Below are 19264 nucleotides of genomic sequence, written 5' to 3' on the forward strand. Positions count from 1 at the left end.
TTGATGGTGTTTGATGAATTATAGTAGTGATATTCTAAATTTTACGTAAAATGCTCTTCCTGGCTTTTGGAGACGAAAGTTGTCATAGGCGCGTTCATCAAAGATGTTGCGGGCCTCACCGGAAATATTGTATCGGTTGCGGTTCCATGAGTAGCTCACCAGCAAGGAATGAACGATCTGCGTGGGGATATAATTTTTTGAAGCCAGCGAACCAAGATGGCTTTCGCTTAAATAAAACCATTTGGTATACTGCGTCGTCCAGTTAAATTGTGTACGGCTTCCTTTGCTGAACCAGTCATTTTGAGCAAAACCAAGATCTATATTGCCATATGTCCAAGGTCGGTTAGGTATTTGATAGCCATAGGCCGGGCTAATTTGCTGATCGGTTTGGTCGGTATATTTCTGCTTATCGATGGCTTTATCGTAACTTCCATTTAACGCGGCTGTGATGATATCTTTATAGCCATAGCGAAATTCGAAACTTCCACCATATATTTTAGCCCCCATAATATTGTAATACTGAAATTTTTCGCGTTCATCGTCTTTGACGATACGTACATTTTGATAATCTTTTGCCCGGCGGTAGAATCCCGAAACGTCAAGATTTATAAAATGATTTTCATTAAAAAATGTATTATAATAAAAACCAGTGTTGAAGTTATCGCTGCGCTCCGGCTTCAGCTCCCAATTTGAAACATAGTCTTGATCATCACCATAAATGGCAATCATCTCGGGCAAATTATAAGCTCGCTCGGCAGAGAATTTGACCCCACCATCTTTGAAAATCCGGTAACGGGAAGCAAAACTATAGCCTTTATAGCCTAGATATTTTGATTGTGTGATAATAGCACCACTCAATAATTCATTGTTATCTCCGAATTTGCGCTCATCAAGCTGCTGATAGGTGTCCATGCCGTAGTATTTGATCGCAATATTGGTGACCAATCGTTTATCCAGCCATTGACTCTGCCAGGCCAGTCCTGCAATATGCTTAACCATGTTTTTCGGCAAACCAGAGGTACTATTGTTCGCTATTTTATCAAAAGTTTTGCGGTAATTGGTGCTGACATTGTAGTTGAGGTTCAAACTATGGTTGCGGCTTTCGTCGAAGTCATAGTTCAGATTTACCCTTCCGAGTACACTATTGGTGTTTTGTTTGATGTAAACCTCTTTTCGTCTGCTCTGACCATTGGGGTTGCTGATCGGATTACCGGTCCATTCATAGTTATATTGTGCTGTATCTCTGTTGCGGGTGAGGTCAAAGCCATAGTTTGCGTAGATGTCCGCATATAGTCGGTCAACAATGAAATTTTGCTTTTTATAGCTCAGGGTAGGCATGATGTAAGCCGATTCTCGCCAGTCGCCACCATAAGGCCTGTTGATCGTGGCGCCGAGCTGATTTTGTTTATTATTTCCGGAATAGGTCAGACCAACGAAAAACTGATCGGCCCAGCTTTTATCACGGAGGCCGACCTCAACTTGGGCCATGGACGAATAATAGCGGTCATTGAATCGTCTCACGAAATCAATGGGTATGAATTTATTATCTACTACTTTTTCAAAGACAATACCGTATTTTTTCTCTGTATACATTTTGTAGTCATTGTCTGAATAGTTGTAGAAAGCATTTGTCCGGACAGATAGCTTATTTTTGGGGTTGGTATACATTCCGACCAAGGATGCCTGGTGGGTATTGAAGGAACCATAGCTATAGCTGAGATCAAGGAAATGTCTATTCCGTTGTTTGGTAATGATGTTGACAGCTCCCCCGAGGGCATCCGATCCTAAAAATGCAGGAACAACCCCTTTATAGATTTCTATTCGGTCGACCAAATTGACCGGGATATTATTTAAGGACATGGCAGATCCAAAATCATCCATCGGGACACCGTCTATATAGATCTTGGCTACAAGGCCATTAATACGGAAGACAAAATTGGATCCCAATCCACCGTCTTCCCGAAAGGTCACGCCGGGAGCTGTACGGAGAATCTGGCTCACATTGGCGGTCTGGTTGGCATATCGGTTCATGTCAACAACACTCACATTGAAACCTGATCTTTTTATTTCGTTGACCCTTTTTTGATTTTCAGATTGCCCTTTTACATTGACAGTTTCCAGCATGTGGTCATCATTTTTTAGCTGAAAGTCTCTGTACGTTTCATTACTTTTCAATAGGATACTTTGCGTAATGTAACCGACAGAACTCACCTCAATTTTATGGTTCTGTTTGGAATCTATTTTTAATTTGTAAAACCCATCTATATCAGTCGATGTGCTGAGGTTGGTGCCGACAACGGTAACGGTGGCGCTTTCGATTGCTTTTCCGAAGGCATCTTTCACATACCCTGAAAAGGATGTTTGAGCTTGCGCTATGGAGGTAAGGAAAAATACCGAGATGAAAAAAATGTAGGTTGACTTGAGCATGCTATTAGCGTTATGTATGTTTTTTATAGTGACATATGATTAGATCGTTTAACTATGCTCCTGCCAATCAGCTTTATAAGGAGCATAAGTTTTTCGAAGCGGGACAAATATAAGTTTATTTAGATTAAATACAAATAATAGTTTTGGTATTTTGTAAACATTACTGTTAGCAGTCTGCTTGCTAAATATGGGAAGGAAATAGATAAGTTGTAGACTGCAGGAGATTAATGTAATCTCCTGCAGCCATTTTTAGCTTTTTCTTAGGTCATTCGCAGGGTATAGCCGTCCTATAGAATAGAGGTTGCAGATAATCTTTAAAAATTGCCGATATATTTAATAAAATTGTTAACTTATGTTATCCACTATTCCATTTCAATTTTTTTATTGCAGGATATGATAATATAATTAATCGAGTGCTGTATTTTCCACTGTCTTTTCTATCTTTGATAGAAAGCCACCTTGAAGACGAAAATGCCATTCGAATTCATTGGATAAGTATATATTTTTTCGTAATAGGACAAACCAAACAGTCGGTTTGAATGTCATAGAAATAAAAAGAAGAATAGCCAGATGAAACTTAGAGGAGATTTACAACTACGCAAATTGGGCGATGACCATATTCTAGTCTATCCAGGGCAAGATCAACTGGATGCTTCTAAGGTGTATACCTTTAATGAGACCGCTGTGCAGATCTGGTTGGAACTGCAGGGAAAGGAATTTAATGTCGAAAGTGTAACAGCCGTTTTGTTGGATAATTATGAGGTGGAGGAGAACGAGGCTGAAAGAGATGCTGCAAAATTGGTCAAGCAATTTGAAAAACAAGGATTTTTGATTTAACTGATATTGGAAGGCCTTAATAATATATACCTTTTATGATCACAACAAAATATTTTAATTACAAACAGATCTTTAACCTTGCTGGGGTACACCTGATCTGGCTGACAGCCTGGTGTTCTCTTGTTGCCGTCGTCTATTATTTCTTTCAGTGGGAATGGATGATCATTCCTTGGGTTCCCCTGGCATTGATTGGTACAGCAGAGGCTTTTTATGTAGGGTTTAAAAATAACCAAGCCTACGATAGGTTATGGGAGGCACGTAAGATCTGGGGCGGTATCGTCAATTCCAGCCGTTCCTTTGTATCCATGCTTTATGCTTTTAATACCGAACAGGGGGATCAGCAAAATCTGGAAGAAATCAGGAAGAAAATAACCTATCGTCATATTGCATGGTTATATCAACTGCGTGAGCAGCTCCTGGTACCAACCGAATGGGAACACATCAGCCTGAAGAGACATATTGGGGCATTGAACGTAAAAAGGCATCGGTTGATAAAGGCAGGTTTTCCGGACTATAGCCGAACGCCTATTTTTTTACATAAATATCTTTCAGCGGAGGAATTTGCACTGCAATCGAGCTATAGAAACTTTGCAACTTATTTAAATGCCGAGCAGGCAAAAGATATCAATGCCTTAAAAAATGATCGGATAATCTCAGATTTTAATCAAACGCAATTGCAGAATTGCCTCAATCAATTCTATGATTACCAGGGGCAAGCCGAACGGATCAAAAAGTTTCCCTCACCAAGGCAGTTTGCGAGTACAGCATTTGTTTTTAATGTTATTTTGATCATGCTATTGCCCTTAGGGCTGGTCAATGAATTTGCTAAGTTGGGTCATTGGGGAATCTGGACCAGTATTCCTTTTTGTGTGGTGATCGGATGGATCTATATTGTAATGGAGCTGGTCGGGGACTATACCGAAAATCCATTTGGCGGACTGATGTTTGATATCCCGATGCTGTCGATCTGCCGGACGATCGAGATTGACTTATTGCAAATAATGGGTGAAGAAAATCTGCCCGATCCGATTGCATCGAAAAATGGTGTATTGGTTTAACAATACATGCATTTGGCAGTACATTCTCGTTCAATAGGTTTTTTAAACGAGAATGGTCAATGTGTTTTTTACCTCAGCGATCATAAATGAACTGTGTGTACTGGCAATATGCTGGAGAGAGGTCAGCTTACTCAGCATAAAATGGCGGTAGTCTTCCATATCACGCACACAGATTTTTAGGATATAATCATAGTCGCCGCTGACATGGAAGCATTCGGTGACTTCCTGTAAATCCAACACTTCTCGCTCGAACTGCTGAATATATTCTTTTTTATGCTGTGTGAGCTTGACATGGCAGAGCACCATAAAATCCTTGGCAATCTTGCGCTTATTGAGGAGGGCAATATATTTGGAGATCACCCCTGTGTTTTCGAGTTTGCGCACGCGCTCATACACCGCCGTTACAGATAATCCGAGCTTATGTGCGAGCTCTTTGCTGGTCTGTTTAGCATCTTCCTGTAGAAATTGCAATAATTTCTTATCCGTTTCATCGAATTGCATAGATTATTTTTTGGTTTAAAAATATATACTGCATCTATTGTAGATATATTTTCTGATATTTTGTTAAAAATTAGATTTATAGTCTAATATACTGATAAAATGTTGTTATAAAATTTAAAATGGCCCAATTTTATAAGTAAAAAATTATGGAAGATTTTAATGCAGCAAATGAAATACAGGATTTACAATACTTTGGTGAATTCGGTGGTGTGAACCCTTCGATTTCGGATAGTTCGACCTATACTTTTCTGTCGGCTAAAACGATGTTTGATACCTTCGAGGGCAATGCAGATGGCTGTTATTTATATTCACGGCATTCGTCACCTATGAATCTATATCTCGCACAGGCATTGGCGAAGCTGGAAAATACAGCGGCAGCCAATGTAACAGCTTCGGGAATGGGCGCCATTACAACTGTACTATTGCAGCTCTGTAAAAGTGGTGACCATATTGTTTCCAGCAGGACCATTTATGGGGGGACTTATGCTTTTCTGAAGAATTTCTTGCCACCATTTCAAATTGATACCAGCTTTGTCGATATCAGCAATTTCGATGCAATCGAACAGGCAATACGTCCGACAACGAAAGTGATCTATTGTGAAAGTGTCAGCAATCCGCTATTGGAAGTCGCAGATTTAAGGAAGCTTTCGGCAATCTGTAAGAAATATAATCTAAAACTTGTGGTCGACAATACCTTTTCACCACTATCTGTTTCACCAGGTCTGCTGGGAGCGGATATTGTGATTCATAGCCTGACAAAATTTATTAATGGTAGTAGCGATAGTGTCGGTGGAGTCTATTGTGGACCGCAGGAATTTATCAACGATACCAAAAATGTCAATTCGGGTGCCTGCATGTTGCTCGGTCCGACAATGGATAGCCTCCGTGCGGCAAGTATTCTTAAAAATCTAAGGACACTCCATATCCGGATGAAGCAGCATAGTTACAACGCCTTGTATCTCGCCGAACGCTTTGAACGGGACGGACTACGGGTTTCTTATCCCGGATTGTCTTCCCACAAACATCATGAACTATTAAAAAGTATGATGCACGCCGAGTATGGCTTTGGTGGTATATTGACGCTGGATGCGGGAACAACAGATAAAGCGAATGAACTCATGGAACTGATGCAAAAGGAAAATCTTGGCTATTTGGCGGTAAGCCTTGGATTTTATAAAACCTTATTTTCCTGTTCATGCAGTTCGACCTCGTCTGAAATTCCGGAGGAAGAACGGGTAAGCATGGGGATATCGGATGGATTGATCCGTTTTTCTATTGGGCTGGATCATGATATTGAACGAACCTATCAGCGCATGAAAGCTTGTATGGAGAAAACAGTAGTTCTTTAGCCACCTGATGTATTTTTTTAATGATGGCTATTCGTTTAGTTGGAGATGGATCCGATGGGCGGTAGTGCGTGAGGTGTCTACATTGATGTGACAGAGGATTTTGACGCAAATCCTAGTTTGACCCGGTGTGGTATAAGAAATTGAAAATTTTATTGGGACTATTTGACAATTCGATTGTCGTTTAAATAGTGTATCACAATTTAATGGAGAGATACACCATATAAATTCTTATTCGTATTAATTGATGTTTAAGGCCGCATAGTACCCGATGTACTGGCGGCCTTATTGTTGTTGGTCAATTCATTTCTTAAACTGGTTTAAGTTGACACGATTATTGTTGTTTTATATTTGATCATTAAAATAAAGCATATGTATAGTCAACTTTTTGTTCGTCTGGCTGTAGCAACAGCCTTTTTATCTGCCGTGGCGGATCGTTTGGGTTTTTGGGGAGCACCCGGTACATCGAATGCTTCATGGGGAAACTGGGCGAATTTCGTCGCTTATTCCAATCAGCTTAATTTTTTTGCGCCTGCTTCCATGAGCAATGTGCTCGCTATCGGAGCTACGGTACTCGAAGTAGTTTTGGGGATTTTGCTGTTGATCGGCTATCGGACACGTTTGGTAGCGCTGTTCTCTGGAGGGTTGCTGACTATTTTTGCATTGACAATGATGCTGTCCTTTGGTATCAAAGTCACTTTTAACTATTCGGTCTGGGTGGGGGCAAGTGCTTGTTTTCTATTGGGGACAAACCGAATTTTTCCCTTCAGTCTTGATCATTATTTGGAACGGCACAGAAGAAAATAAAGTAATTTAATTTTTTTTATTTTTTTCGGGACAATTGGCTCACTTAACCGTCTTATAAGTATAGACTTTTTCACAAAGTATATGTTTTTCATAGGTTAGTGTGAAGCCGCAGCAAATTCCCCATTTGTGCGGCTTTTTTTTGTTACATTTCCTTTAAATTCACTTCTTTCTTCTCGCCATCCTTATCTATAGTGATGCGTTTCTCTATATTCGCCTTGTCAATATATGAAGACCGTCCGGTTCCGTAATTTGTGGTAGATCCGGTATAGCCCCAATAATTATAATAATTGGTATAACCCGATACATAAGAATAATTATAGGAGTTGGAAAAATCAAAGCTGGTCATAATGATATAATTGCCGGGCATTAGCTCAGCAAATTCAAAGTGCCCCTCATCATCATAGGTCTTTGTACGTTTGACGGAATGGCCAAAATCGGCATCCAGCGGAACCTCCGCAACTTTCTTTTGCTTTCGGATTTTTTTGTTTACCTCAAGCCATTCTTCATAGTATGCTGAATTTGGAAAAAGCATAATCTCCGTTCCTTTTGGCGCATATTGTTTTTTCGCTGTATTGACAAGACCAGCCAGCCGCTTGCCAGAGCTTGACCGTGCATATGCGGTGCCGATGATCACACTGTTACCATTGGATATCTGCTGAATAGCCTGCTCTTTGTTAAATCGGTTTTTGATCGGCTGGTAATCGAGCTCCTCGTTGACTGTAATTTCCCACTTACCATTGCCCATGGACATCTCCCGTTGCCATAAACGGCGGTCTTTCTTGTCCACGACATAATTATAGATGGCCCCCGTGTTCTCTTCCAATAGCGTGATTAACCAGCTGTCATGTTTGCCTGTTTTCGGTGAGCCATAACTATAGCTTTTGACTTCTTTAATCGTGTAGTATTCCACCTGAACATTGGACTCGTCATTGTAGTAAAATTGAGGGATCCGTGCCTTATACCCAACATCTAGGGGAAGTGTGCCCATCAGATGGTCTGTCCAGTTGAAATCAATAAATGGTTCGGTAGGACGTAAATTCAGCTTTTTATCTTTTTTGGTTTCTTTGGAATAATAATTACCGGTGATGGTCTCGCCAAAGTTGAGATTTAATTTTGTTTTCTTGGTGTCAGCCGCATAGCTGATGGATTTTAGTGTGCTTCCATCCACGACGCTGGTGCGGGCCGTGACCCAAGTATTGTCTTTGGGTGTATAAGAACTTGTCAGACTCAGTTGATTGTTGGCCGCAACAATATCATACGTTATTGTACCCTGCTTGTCCCAGTTGGTCTCTTTGACATAATATACCGTGTAAAGCGATTTCTCAGGCTTTATATACTTGGTGTTGATATCCTGGCTGCCGGGGGCAACGATCTTCTGACACAAGGCAACAACCGGAAGCAGGCCCGCTGCTAAAACAAGTGCATATGATTTCATATAAAATATTACGTTAGTTAATGAAAAACAAGTTGGTTTTCCTCGTTTGATTTCTTTATCTAAGGTAGTAAAAAACTTTTTTAAAATTTTTCGGGACAATCGGGCTGCTGAACCGTCTTACTAATAACACAGATTTATTTTAATTACTATTCTTAGTTTGGTTACAGCCGCATTGAATTCCCCGTTCTTGCGGCTTCTTTTTTTGTATGCTGCACTTCTGATCAAGGTTTCTAAAACTTTTCTAAAATTTTTCGGGACAATTGCGGGTTTCAATCGTCATATATATTCCTGATAATCTATACATACTTGAGCCGCATAGAACTCCCCGTTCATGCGGCTTCTTTGTACGGCTAACTACTCACATTTCCGCTGTCGCATTTTTTACAAATGGCGACGAACGAATATTCCTTTTGACATCAATCATCCAATGCTTTGAGAAAAGCAATAATTTTGGCTGTCTCTTTGGGTGTTAAACCCAATGTATCCGTCGGTAAGGTTTGGTTGTCCAACTTAAAGCCAAACTGTTGACCACCGCCTTTGTTGTAAAAATCCATGACCTGTTCTAAGGTGACATAACCACCATTGTGCATATAAGGCGCTGTCTTGCTGCTATTGCGTACTGTCGGTGTTTTAAAGGAATATTGCAATTGTGGCACCGTCTCATGATAGCGTCCTCTGCCGCGGTCGGGATCCAGTTGCTTATTACGATAGTCTACGGCCACGCCCAATACTTCAGATTCGGTCTTGGCATATTCAGGTGGTACCGTCCCGTTAAACAGGGGAACAAAATGACAGGTAGCACATTTGGCTTTGCCTACAAAGAGGTTAAACCCGGCTTTCTCATCTGCAGTCAATAGCTGCGTCTGACCGCGCATATAACGGTCAAAGCGGGAGTTAAATGTGCTTAATGAACGGACATAACTGGCCAATACGTTCTGTACCTGCCAATTTTCAACAGTATCGGTTTTATAAATTTTGTTAAACGCTTTTGTATAGGTTGCATGCTGATTCAGGCGTTTGGCAATTTCCGTCATGGATCCGTGCATCTCGTCCTTATTGGTGATGACGTCCATGCTCTGTCCTTCCAGATCTTCACGACGCATATCCCAGAATTGCCCATGTTGATAATTACTATAGGAAAGGGAGGGGGTATTGCGATCCATCTTCGCACCGGATAGGGTACTAGGTACTTTGACCCCATCCGCAAAGGCTTTGTCTGCATGATGACAGGAGATACAAGAACGGGTTTGATCCCCGGATAAGATATTGTCCCGGAATAATTTGGCGCCCAAAGTAACTTTTTCAGGACTCATTTTTTGTCGCTCTGAGGGAACAAAGAAATCGGGATTAAAGGCATCTTCGCTAAAAAGATTGGATGCATCGGGCGAGATAGGATGATTGACCTGCAAGGATGGGATACCTTCGGATTTTCGAAATTGATGCAGTGCATCGGAAATTTTATTCAAATGTTGATCCATCAAACCGAGGTAATCAAATTGGTTCCGATCTGCACTCTTGCCCAATATCGTATTGGTTGTTTTAATTAAGCCTAAGATGTTTTCGATCTCGCCAGGATGATTGACCTGTCCTTTGATCATACGCAGTACATCAGCGACACCATCGAGGGCATGAGTCGATTCGACGAGACCTTTCCCCGAGATGGGGGTATCAAAACCTGTAACGCCTAATGTCGTGATCCGGAATACTTCATTGCGTAATGATTCCATGAGCTGTGGCAATGATAAGGTATTGACCTCAAAATAAGTATTGATCGCTAGGGATTTGTTTTTTAGCTTCTTTAAAAATCGAATAATCTGTTGTTTTTCTTCCTTTTGATAACTGGGATAGAAATATTCCTCCAAAGTTTGCAAACCTTCAGCTTCGATGACGGCATTTTCTTCCAGTTCGATTTCGTCCAGGTTGGGACCATTCAAAAAACGGGCGGTCTCGGGCATAAAATAGCCAACTGCCCATTCCATAGTTTTATAGGTGAGCCGCAACTGATCAAATCCTTGTTGCAACTGTTGGTCGCTACTATTGTTTTCGACGTTGGCGATCTGTTGGTCAATCTGTTTATCAAATGCGGTATTGATCTTTAACACCTGTTGTCTGATCGCTGGCAGATCTTGGGGATCTGTCTCCTGATTTCCCTTACACATGATAGCCAATAATACAATTGCTATCAGACCGCTCACAAGCCAATATTTCATTTATTTTTTATGTTTGAATAAAATAACAATAAGGGTATCCTCTCGCTATGAAAGAATACCCTTTTGAGTTTTAGTATTGATTTTTTTAAATTATCGTTGTACGTTACGGATAAGAACGACTTGACCACCTTCCTTGTTGGTAACCGCACCAGATCCATCCGCGTTGGCAAATTTATCATTCTGCCAAGTGTGAGAGTGGATATTGACAGCGAAGGTATTTGGAATGCCAACCAATTTGGAAACATCTGTCATCGCTCCAAATTCCCATGAGCCAAATTTCTGCAGGTTGCCGCTTTGGTTATAAGCTGTTTGCCAATCTTGGTTGTTGCGCTCATGTTTCATGTTTAACCAAGGCTTGTAGGTCTTGGTCGCCATATTGTATTGCCAGATATAAGAATCGTGTTTGGCATCAGTATAATAAGAATCACCATCTTCCTGTATGTACACGTAGTTTTCGGTCACACATAGGTTATCCGGATTGATCAGGTTATTTCCCGGATCGGAATCTCCCTCAGCTATAACTTCTAATTTGCCCTTCAACATATCTTTAGCGTCCATATTCAGTTTATAGACGCGGCCCCACATTGTTAACCCTTCTGTTGGGGTCTTGCCATCACTTGATTGCCCAGTTGCGGTAAAATAGACTTCACGTCCATTACCAGCACCTTTACGGTAATCCACATCTTCTACCCGAGAGAAACGGATGGCTTTATTGTCTATATTAGCTTGGTTGATTTCTTTACCCATCAGATTTTTGGCATTCGGAATTTCGACAAACTCGACATCATAGGAACTACCCTTTTTCATATTCGTCTCGGTATAGTCATTATTGCTACGCTTTAGGGCGTATAGCTTGCCGTTATCCAAGTCTCCTTGTTGATCAGCGACATATAGTATCAATTGGCCAGCGGATTGATGGTTTGAACCGTAGGATTGATCTTCTCCGATTAGGATATAGGTCTTGCCATTGGATACGTCTTTTGGAAGTGGCACCGCATTTTCCATGGAAGCTTTTCCTAAAGCCGGCTTAACACGGTTTTTGTCCGAGCGTTGGGCTACAGATCCCAGTGGATCCAGCTTATGAACCATGCTCTCTTCGCCAGATTCTCCAGCTGTTAGAAAAGCGGAAAACCCATGCTCCTCAGGTGTGGCAAGTGTAGCCGAACACAGTCTGGTGCTACCACCAGTACCATCCATGATATATTCGCCTTTAATAGGTTTGAAGTTTTTATCAAGATAAACCCGGGATACCGATTGCGTGATTTCGTGGTTACTGATCATCAGGAAACCATCTGATTTGTCATCCTTCATAAATCCAGCACCATCAGGTTGACCAGCGAATACGAATTCAGGACTGCCGGATAATTTATCTGAACTTGAGATCAGGGTGGTGATCTTTAAATTTTCAAAACCGGGCATGCCAAAGACAAAAGCGGGTTCTTTTGAATAGTTTTCTAAATTTTCCACCGGCGGATTCTCTCCACCATCTCCGATTTTGTCGTTGTCTTTACAGCCAGCTATTGCCACTGACAATAGTAAACTCAGGATTGTAATTTGGTTTCTTCTCATACCGCAAAGGTATTCTAGCGATATTAGCTGTATATTAACTCTATTTTAAATAAACAATTTATCTTTTGTCTATACTTTTTAGTTTAATTTATCTGTTTGGATAGGTTGTTCTAGTGTACTTTAATCTATTTAATCTAATCAGTTATTTTATTCGCATACAGGAACTTGAGTTCGCTATTTTTTTTAAAGGTAGCTGTCTTAAAAAGAGGTTTTAGAAATTGCTTTCTAAGTTTTTTTTTCTATACTTGGAAATTATAAATTCTAAACAAGTACCTTTTAACGAAAAACCTAGCTGTGAACAGAGACGATGTTGAACTGATTGAGGCGATTAATAATGCCGATCCCATTGCTTTTAAAAGGCTGTTTGACACGTATTGGAAAAAAATCTATCGGACAGCCCTGCAAAAACTACCTACAGAAGAAGATGCTTCTGACATTACACAAGATGTCTTTTACATTATTTGGAAAAATCGCGCTGGCTGGCAAGTGAAAAGCAATATCGCTGCTTACTTGATGTCCATGCTGCGTCATAAAATATACGATTTCTATGCCCAACGGGATCGACTCCCCATCTTTGTCCCCATTAATGAACAGGAGGAATACTGGGACTATAGTTTTCAGGAGGGGGAACAGCAGGATTTTGCCGCCGAAAATCAGCAAGTAAGAAAGGAAATTGATGCTATGCCCGAAAAAATGCGTGAAATATTTCTGCTCAGCCGATTTGAAAACCTATCTGCCCAACAGATTGCAGACAAATTGGGAATTACTGTACAGACTGTGAGAAACCAAATTTCTACTGCTTTAAAGCGTATTAAGAACCGTTTTGGTGATAAGGCTACCTGGCTCTTATTCCTGTTTTTTATCAAATTTTAATTTTTTTTATTTTTTATATAGTATGTTTTTGAAAAAGGACAGACTATATAGGTAGAAATCAAAATTTGATTATGCGTCTTCTATCCAATAAACCAAATAGGAATAAACAGAACGAGATCTGGAAAGGTATTGTCCGCAAAGCTGAGCAAGATCATGACTACAGTCTATCGGCTATTGATATGACTGTAAGATCAATGCCGTTCTATCGGAACAGCTGGGCAATTGGTGCAGCAGCGGTACTCGTGCTATTGCTGTTGGGCTCGCTATGGAAATTGTGGCTGCATTCATCCACCTCTTTTATGGACGAGAAGGAGCTCAAAGCAACCTATGTGGATGCTAGTTCATCGTCAAAACTCATTCTATCTACAGGTGATACCGTTTTATTGGATGGTGCGCGCCCATTGGATAGCAATTTGTCTCAATTGGCGCACAACGCCAGTTCACTGGATTTTAGAAAACTAGATCATACGAAACTGCAGGGGCAGCTTCAAACTCTGCAGACCGGACGAGGAAAGCAATTACATGTGACATTGTCTGATGGTTCAGAGGTGTGGCTGAATGCATCTTCGCAACTGAAATTTCCAGCACATTTTGAAGCGGCTGAGCGCCCAGTTTCGGTAACTGGTGAGGCTTACTTTGAGGTGGCGCACAACAAAAAATCTCCGTTTATCGTCACGATGGGACAACAGCAGGTGAAGGTATTGGGAACGCATTTTAATACCCGAGGGTATCACAATGAGCGAAGCAAGACCGTCACTTTATTGGAGGGCGCTGTAGCGCTGCGCGATAGCAGACGAAAAGATGCGCCAACGGTACTGAAACCAGCCGAACAGTATGTGTCAGATGGGCTAGTGGGGACTGTTCATACAGTGGCTAATCCGGAATCGGTAGTGGCTTGGCGTAATGGCGAATTCTACTTTGAAGATGCTGACGCACTCACAATCGTCAGGGAGCTTGAGCGCTGGTATCCAGTGTCTATAGGCTTAAAACAGCAGGATACTACGAAGAAAATCTCAGGAAGGATCAAGCGAACGGACTCCATGAAAGAAGTCGTGGAAATGCTGCGGTTTTTTGATATTGAGATTACGGTCACGAAAAACGAATAAGCAACAAAAGCAAACTAATCAATTTTCTAATATTTAACCTAAAACATTATGAAACACCATTTCATGAAGTATAGGCGTGTGAAATCCATTTTGCTCGGGGGAGGCGTATGGCTTTTGATACTTTCACCGCTTGGAGGGCTAAAGGCACAGATCAATATCGCCGCCAAACAAAAATCGCTGATAAGCGTCTTCCGTCAGGTCGAGAAACAGAGCAAGTATGTATTTCTCTACGACAAGGCCGTGGAAAACAGTCCTGCGATTTCCTTTGATTGTGCCAACTGTTCGATAGAACAGGTTATTCAGCTACTTGAACAGCAGACGAAATTGGAATTTAAGATTTCGGGACAGCAGGTTTTGGTGAAGAAAAGAACGACGAAAGGAACCGGGGAAACAAAAGCAGCAGCGTTAACCTTGCAGGCAGCACAAAAAGATACCATTCAAGGGAAGGTGGTTGACGAACGGGGCAATCCTGTTGTGGGAGCGACCTTGCTGATCAAAGGTACCAGGATCGGTACTGCCACTGATCGTACGGGGACTTTTAAGTTGCTCCGCCCTGCTGATGGGCAGCAGGTGCTCTGTAATTGCCTGGGCTATCACCCCGAAGAAATCCATGTCGCTGGACAGACAACACTGATGCTGACTTTGCGTGTCAAAGCACAACAGCTCGATGATGTGGTCATCTCCACGGGCTTTCAAAAACGTGAACGCAATAAATTGATCGGAAATATTTCCTCCATCAAGGGGGAGGATCTGCAGGCATCGGGGATAACGACCGTAGACAAGGCCCTGCGTGGAAAACTGACCGGTGTCTATGTCCGCTCCAACTCGGGCAGGCCGGGCGAAGCTGGATCAATTATCATCCGCGGGAGTAATACTATGACCGGAAGCAGTGAGCCGCTGATCATCCTGGATGGTATGCCGCTACAGAACGGTGGGGTTGCTGGAACAGATAAAACAAGTTCCAATATCAATAGCTTGCTGACCAACGGGATCGGAAATATTCCGCCGGAAGATATCGCCAGCATCGATATTCTACGAGATGCGACCGCAGCTTCTATCTACGGTGCCCGCGCGGCCAATGGCGTGATTGTGATCACGACCAAACGTGGGGAAGCTGACAAGGATTATATCAATTATAGCACCAAGCAGTCCTTGAATATGCAGCCGGGCAATGCATTCAATTTTATGAATTCGGCAGAAAAGCTGGCCTTCGAAACCCAATTGTACAAAGATTTTCATCCGGTCTATGGTGGACGTGCCAACCAATTGCTGCTACAAGTAGATAATGGCGCTATTTCAGCAGCGGAAGCGCAACAGCAGATCAACCAACTGTCAATGATCAATACAGACTGGATCAATGTACTGTACAATCCGGCCTATCAGCAGTCTCATAATATTGCCATGAGCGGTGGAAGTACGAAACTCCAGTACAATGTCTCGTTGAACTATCAGGATGCCAATGGTACACTGATGGAAAATAACAACAAACAAGGGGGGATGAATGTCAAACTGACGCGTAATATCAACGATAAACTATTGGTCGATTTTAATCTGTATTCTACGATCAAGAAAAATAAGGAGGGGCAATCGGCCATGGATCCATTCCGTTATGCGCTATTTGCCAATCCGTATGAACGACCTTATCAGGAAGATGGTTCGTATGCCTGGGATAAGACCTATCGGGATTTAAGTGGTAAAGTTGGTGAAACGGCCTATTTAAATTATGAGACTTTCAATATCATCAAAGAACTGCGGGAAAATACGTTGACCACGGATTATGCCAATGTACGGAGTCAGTTTGGACTGGAATGGAAGTTTTTAAATGGATTCCAATACCGTGGATCCGCTGTGGTGAATTATACCAATGTATCTACTGCGGATGAATCTCGTGCGGGTACCTACCGTTCGTTTGCTCAAAACTGGTTAAATGTGGCCCGGACGAGTGGATCTGGAGTATTACCGAAATTTAACTATGGCTTTTTGGAGGAAAATTCAGGCAGAACCCTCGATTACACGGTCCGGAATACCATCGAGTATAACAAGACTTTCGCAGACAAGCATTATGTTCAGGCTTTTTTTGCCAATGAGGTCTCCGAGCGGACAAACAATCGTTTCTTTCACTACAATCCCATTTATTTGCAGGACTACCGTATGGCGGGCTATCCTTCCTGGGATGATGTGCCACCGGCGAACTATAAAAAGCTGGATTTGTCACGCTTAGGTGGTACTTATTATGAAAAAGATCGCTCCGTATCCTTTATCAGTTCCGCAACCTATAGTTATGCAAATCGTTATGTCTTTAATGCGAATTTCCGTTCGGACGGTGTGGATATCATTGGCTCAAAAAATCAGTTTACACCACTCTGGTCGGTGGGTGCCAAATGGAACGGACATGAAGAGAAGTTTGTCAAGGAACAACTGCCCTGGTTGAACCGATTTGTACTCTCGGCAGGTTTTGGTTATACAGGCAGTATCAACCGTTCGGTCTATCCCTTCCATACCTATACCCTCAGCGCATTGGTCTATGATGATGTCGTAAAAGCACAAGCGTTTAAATACGGTAATCCTGTATTGAAATGGGAAAAGAAGCGAGATATAAATTATGGTGCCCAAATATCTGTCTTGAATAGCCGTCTGAATATCGAAGCCAACTATTACGATAATCGGGTGACCGATCTCTTGGACAATGTGGTATTGCCAGTATCGGTAGGGCGTACGAGTTCTGTCGTGAATGCGGGAATACTTTCCAATAAAGGCTGGGAACTTTCGGCACGTGTGGAATTGCTCAAAAAGACAGACTGGCTCTGGGAGGTTGGCGGAAATCTGACGACAGTCAAAAATAACCTCGATAAGGTGTATTATAAGAAAGAACCGACAGTGTCTAATCTAACACCACAAAATGTAGAGAATTATGCGATGCGTTCTTGGTTTGGCTATAAATATGACCATATCGATCCGAATAATGGGCACATGATGGTGAAGGCCCAACGTCTGGATGCGGCCGGAAATATCAGCGGCGAGGAAATTATTGATCTTTCAAAAATATCGTCGGCAGATTTGCAGAGCAAATACAGGACATATTACTTGGGACAGCAGGACCCTAAATTATATGGCGGTTTCAATACGCGCTTGCGGTATAAAAGCATGACGTTCTCAACAAACTTTGTGTTTGCGGACGGTAATATGATCAAGGGATTTCAGGATCGTCGGGAGGGACCGAGTGGGATGACGGATGATGTGACAGCTGGACGTACAAACCGTCTCAAGGAACAGCAATACCGCTGGCGTCAGTATGGTGATGTGACGGATATCCCCTATTATTCACCGACAGCTTCAAATTATGTCAATTACCTCATCGATAGGGATATTGAGTCAGGGATGTATATCAAATGTACCGAAATCGGTGTCAACTGGCGCGCAAATCCAGCGGTGCTCAAAAAATTGATCAAACAGCTGCAGATCGGCGTATTTGCCAATAACCTGTTTACGATTTCACCTTATTCAGGTTCGGATCCGGAGACACAGATGGCTTTTGGTTATCCAACCACACCAAGTTATTCATTTTCGTTAAATATTGGATTTTAATAGCTATTAAAGATGAAAAAGATAGTAATCTATATCGCATTATGCTGTACATTAATCAATAACGGTTGTAAGGACTTCTTGGATCTACCGCCGAAAAACCAACGGGCGGTAACAACCCTGGACGACGCAAAATCTGTATTGGCTGGTTATCTGGATATGTTTGCACGGTCAAACACCAGTCCAATTGTTGGGCAGGCTCCAATTATGAACGAAGCACAAAATATGATGTTTGAGGCCTATGCGGACAATTTCGATTTTGCTGGTAATATGGGGCAGTATATCAATCCCAAAAACATCCACGGTATCGAAAAATTGTATGCTAATAAGTTACTTTTTAACGATATGGAGACCTCGGATAATATCTGGAACAACTATTATGCTGTGATCGGGTTTCTAAACGCATTGATCGACCAGTCGGACGAATTAACGCAGGCTGATCCGAGTGAACTGAAACGCGTAAAAGGAGAGATGCTGGTACATCGGGCCTACTATATCTTCAAACTGCAGCAATATTTCGCACCTATGGATAAGGAAGACCGGGGAATTCCCTTGTATCTGCATACAGGAAAAGAGGTGGTAGGTATTGAAATGAAGAGGTGGAAATCGGCTGATGTATACAAAGTCCTTATTGACGATCTGAAACAGGCTTTGGCCTTCTACCAATCGGAAGGAGGGAACCCTGGTTACAGCCGCTTTTTCAATGGTCGTTTTATCCAGAATCTGTTGGCTCAGGTCTATTGGTTTAAGGCCGAGTCCTCGGCCAGACAAGCGGAAGATTATAAAGAAGCGCGCAACTATGCACTGGCGGCTATCGATGGTGTGGATGCATATATTCCAAATACACTGACGGCTTTTCAAAATGTGCAGCGCAATCTCAATACCGAATATCCGGCAGTTTATATGCAATCGTTAAACTTTGGTAATGTCGGCGCCATCTACGGATCGCCTTACGATTATCTGGGTTTTGCTCCGGCAAATCTAAAAGTGGATCCCGGATTTTTGGAATCTTTTGACAACGATGACATACGGAAGGCGGCGTATTTCAATGGAGCTGTATTGTCAAGTACCTGGCCAGACGGGATGCCCAATGGACCAAAATATGTGCGTATTCACTTGTTTACGCCAGAGGAAGCGTATCTGATATTGGCGGAGAGCTACTGCCGTTTAAATCAGAACGAGCAAGCGCTGGCAACCTTAAATAAGTTTAAAGGATTTAGAGGGGCAACAGCAAAAAACAATCTGAATAATGAACAGCTGCTGCGTGAGATTATCAGCGAGCGACGCAAGGAATTCTTTTGTGATACGGATAAGCGTTGGTTAGATCTCAAACGTTACCGACTGGGCACGATGCAGCGTAAGCTCAAGTTTTTCGATAAGGAATTTGACATTAAGGTCGAGGCCGGAGACTATTACTATGCATTGCCGATTCCATTGACTGAATTGCAGGAAAATCCGCATATCGTACCAAATGAAGGCTGGAATCCAATTATTTTTTAAGTGTTATAGATGA

The 19264-nt window shown here is 42.0% G+C and carries 13 protein-coding genes; 8 read left to right on the forward strand and 5 right to left on the reverse strand.

What is annotated here, in order from left to right; translation table 11 throughout:
* Window positions 1-18: 18 nt before the first annotated feature.
* The gene (locus tag M2408_RS25595; RefSeq protein WP_259187411.1) at window positions 19-2427 is read right to left on the reverse strand and encodes a TonB-dependent receptor; all 2409 of its coding nucleotides are present in this window, start codon (window positions 2425-2427) and stop codon (window positions 19-21) included.
* A 570-nt stretch (window positions 2428-2997) separates the two neighbouring features.
* Here M2408_RS25595 and M2408_RS25600 point away from each other — a divergent pair.
* The gene (locus tag M2408_RS25600) at window positions 2998-3264 is read left to right on the forward strand and encodes a PqqD family protein (protein WP_223585120.1); all 267 of its coding nucleotides are present in this window, start codon (window positions 2998-3000) and stop codon (window positions 3262-3264) included.
* 35 nt (window positions 3265-3299) lie between these two features.
* Window positions 3300-4322 (forward strand): bestrophin family protein, encoded by a 1023-nt coding sequence (locus M2408_RS25605; protein WP_259187413.1) that lies wholly within the window; start codon window positions 3300-3302, stop codon window positions 4320-4322.
* Between the two features lie 42 nt (window positions 4323-4364).
* On the opposite strand, the gene M2408_RS25610 is transcribed toward M2408_RS25605, so the two are convergent.
* The gene (locus M2408_RS25610) at window positions 4365-4823 is read right to left on the reverse strand and encodes an Lrp/AsnC family transcriptional regulator (protein ID WP_259187414.1); all 459 of its coding nucleotides are present in this window, start codon (window positions 4821-4823) and stop codon (window positions 4365-4367) included.
* A gap of 146 nt (window positions 4824-4969) precedes the next feature.
* Here M2408_RS25610 and M2408_RS25615 point away from each other — a divergent pair, with 146 nt between their 5' ends.
* Window positions 4970-6172, forward strand: a complete 1203-nt coding sequence (locus M2408_RS25615) for an aminotransferase class I/II-fold pyridoxal phosphate-dependent enzyme (RefSeq protein WP_259187415.1) — start codon at window positions 4970-4972, stop codon at window positions 6170-6172.
* Window positions 6173-6541: 369 nt separating this feature from the next.
* Window positions 6542-6976: a DoxX family protein gene (locus M2408_RS25620; protein ID WP_259187416.1), complete on the forward strand. Its 435-nt coding sequence runs from the start codon at window positions 6542-6544 to the stop codon at window positions 6974-6976.
* 142 nt (window positions 6977-7118) lie between these two features.
* Here the strand turns inward: M2408_RS25620 and M2408_RS25625 are convergent, their stop codons facing one another.
* From M2408_RS25625 to M2408_RS25635, 3 genes are all read right to left on the reverse strand, one after another.
* Window positions 7119-8411: a hypothetical protein gene (locus M2408_RS25625; protein ID WP_259187417.1), complete on the reverse strand. Its 1293-nt coding sequence runs from the start codon at window positions 8409-8411 to the stop codon at window positions 7119-7121.
* A gap of 416 nt (window positions 8412-8827) precedes the next feature.
* Window positions 8828-10621: a cytochrome-c peroxidase gene (locus tag M2408_RS25630; protein WP_259187419.1), complete on the reverse strand. Its 1794-nt coding sequence runs from the start codon at window positions 10619-10621 to the stop codon at window positions 8828-8830.
* A 90-nt stretch (window positions 10622-10711) separates the two neighbouring features.
* A complete protein-coding gene (locus M2408_RS25635) occupies window positions 10712-12190 on the reverse strand; it encodes a hypothetical protein (RefSeq protein ID WP_259187422.1) in 1479 nt (492 codons plus the stop codon).
* 294 nt (window positions 12191-12484) lie between these two features.
* Between M2408_RS25635 and M2408_RS25640 the strand changes: the two genes are divergently transcribed.
* From M2408_RS25640 to M2408_RS25655, 4 genes are all read left to right on the forward strand, one after another.
* Window positions 12485-13063 carry an RNA polymerase sigma factor gene (locus tag M2408_RS25640; RefSeq protein ID WP_167457265.1) on the forward strand — a complete coding sequence of 193 codons (579 nt, stop codon included), beginning with the start codon at window positions 12485-12487 and terminating at the stop codon, window positions 13061-13063.
* A 71-nt stretch (window positions 13064-13134) separates the two neighbouring features.
* On the forward strand, window positions 13135-14169 hold the full coding sequence (locus tag M2408_RS25645) for a FecR family protein (RefSeq protein WP_259187424.1): 1035 nt from the start codon (window positions 13135-13137) through the stop codon (window positions 14167-14169).
* Between the two features lie 48 nt (window positions 14170-14217).
* Entirely contained in the window at window positions 14218-17754 is a 3537-nt protein-coding gene (locus M2408_RS25650; protein WP_259187426.1) for a SusC/RagA family TonB-linked outer membrane protein, read from the forward strand.
* A 12-nt stretch (window positions 17755-17766) separates the two neighbouring features.
* On the forward strand, window positions 17767-19251 hold the full coding sequence (locus tag M2408_RS25655) for a RagB/SusD family nutrient uptake outer membrane protein (RefSeq protein WP_259187427.1): 1485 nt from the start codon (window positions 17767-17769) through the stop codon (window positions 19249-19251).
* Window positions 19252-19264: the final 13 nt, after the last annotated feature.

It is taken from the genome of Sphingobacterium sp. BIGb0165 (genome assembly GCF_024810095.1).
Taxonomy (GTDB): Bacteria; Bacteroidota; Bacteroidia; order Sphingobacteriales; family Sphingobacteriaceae; genus Sphingobacterium; species Sphingobacterium detergens.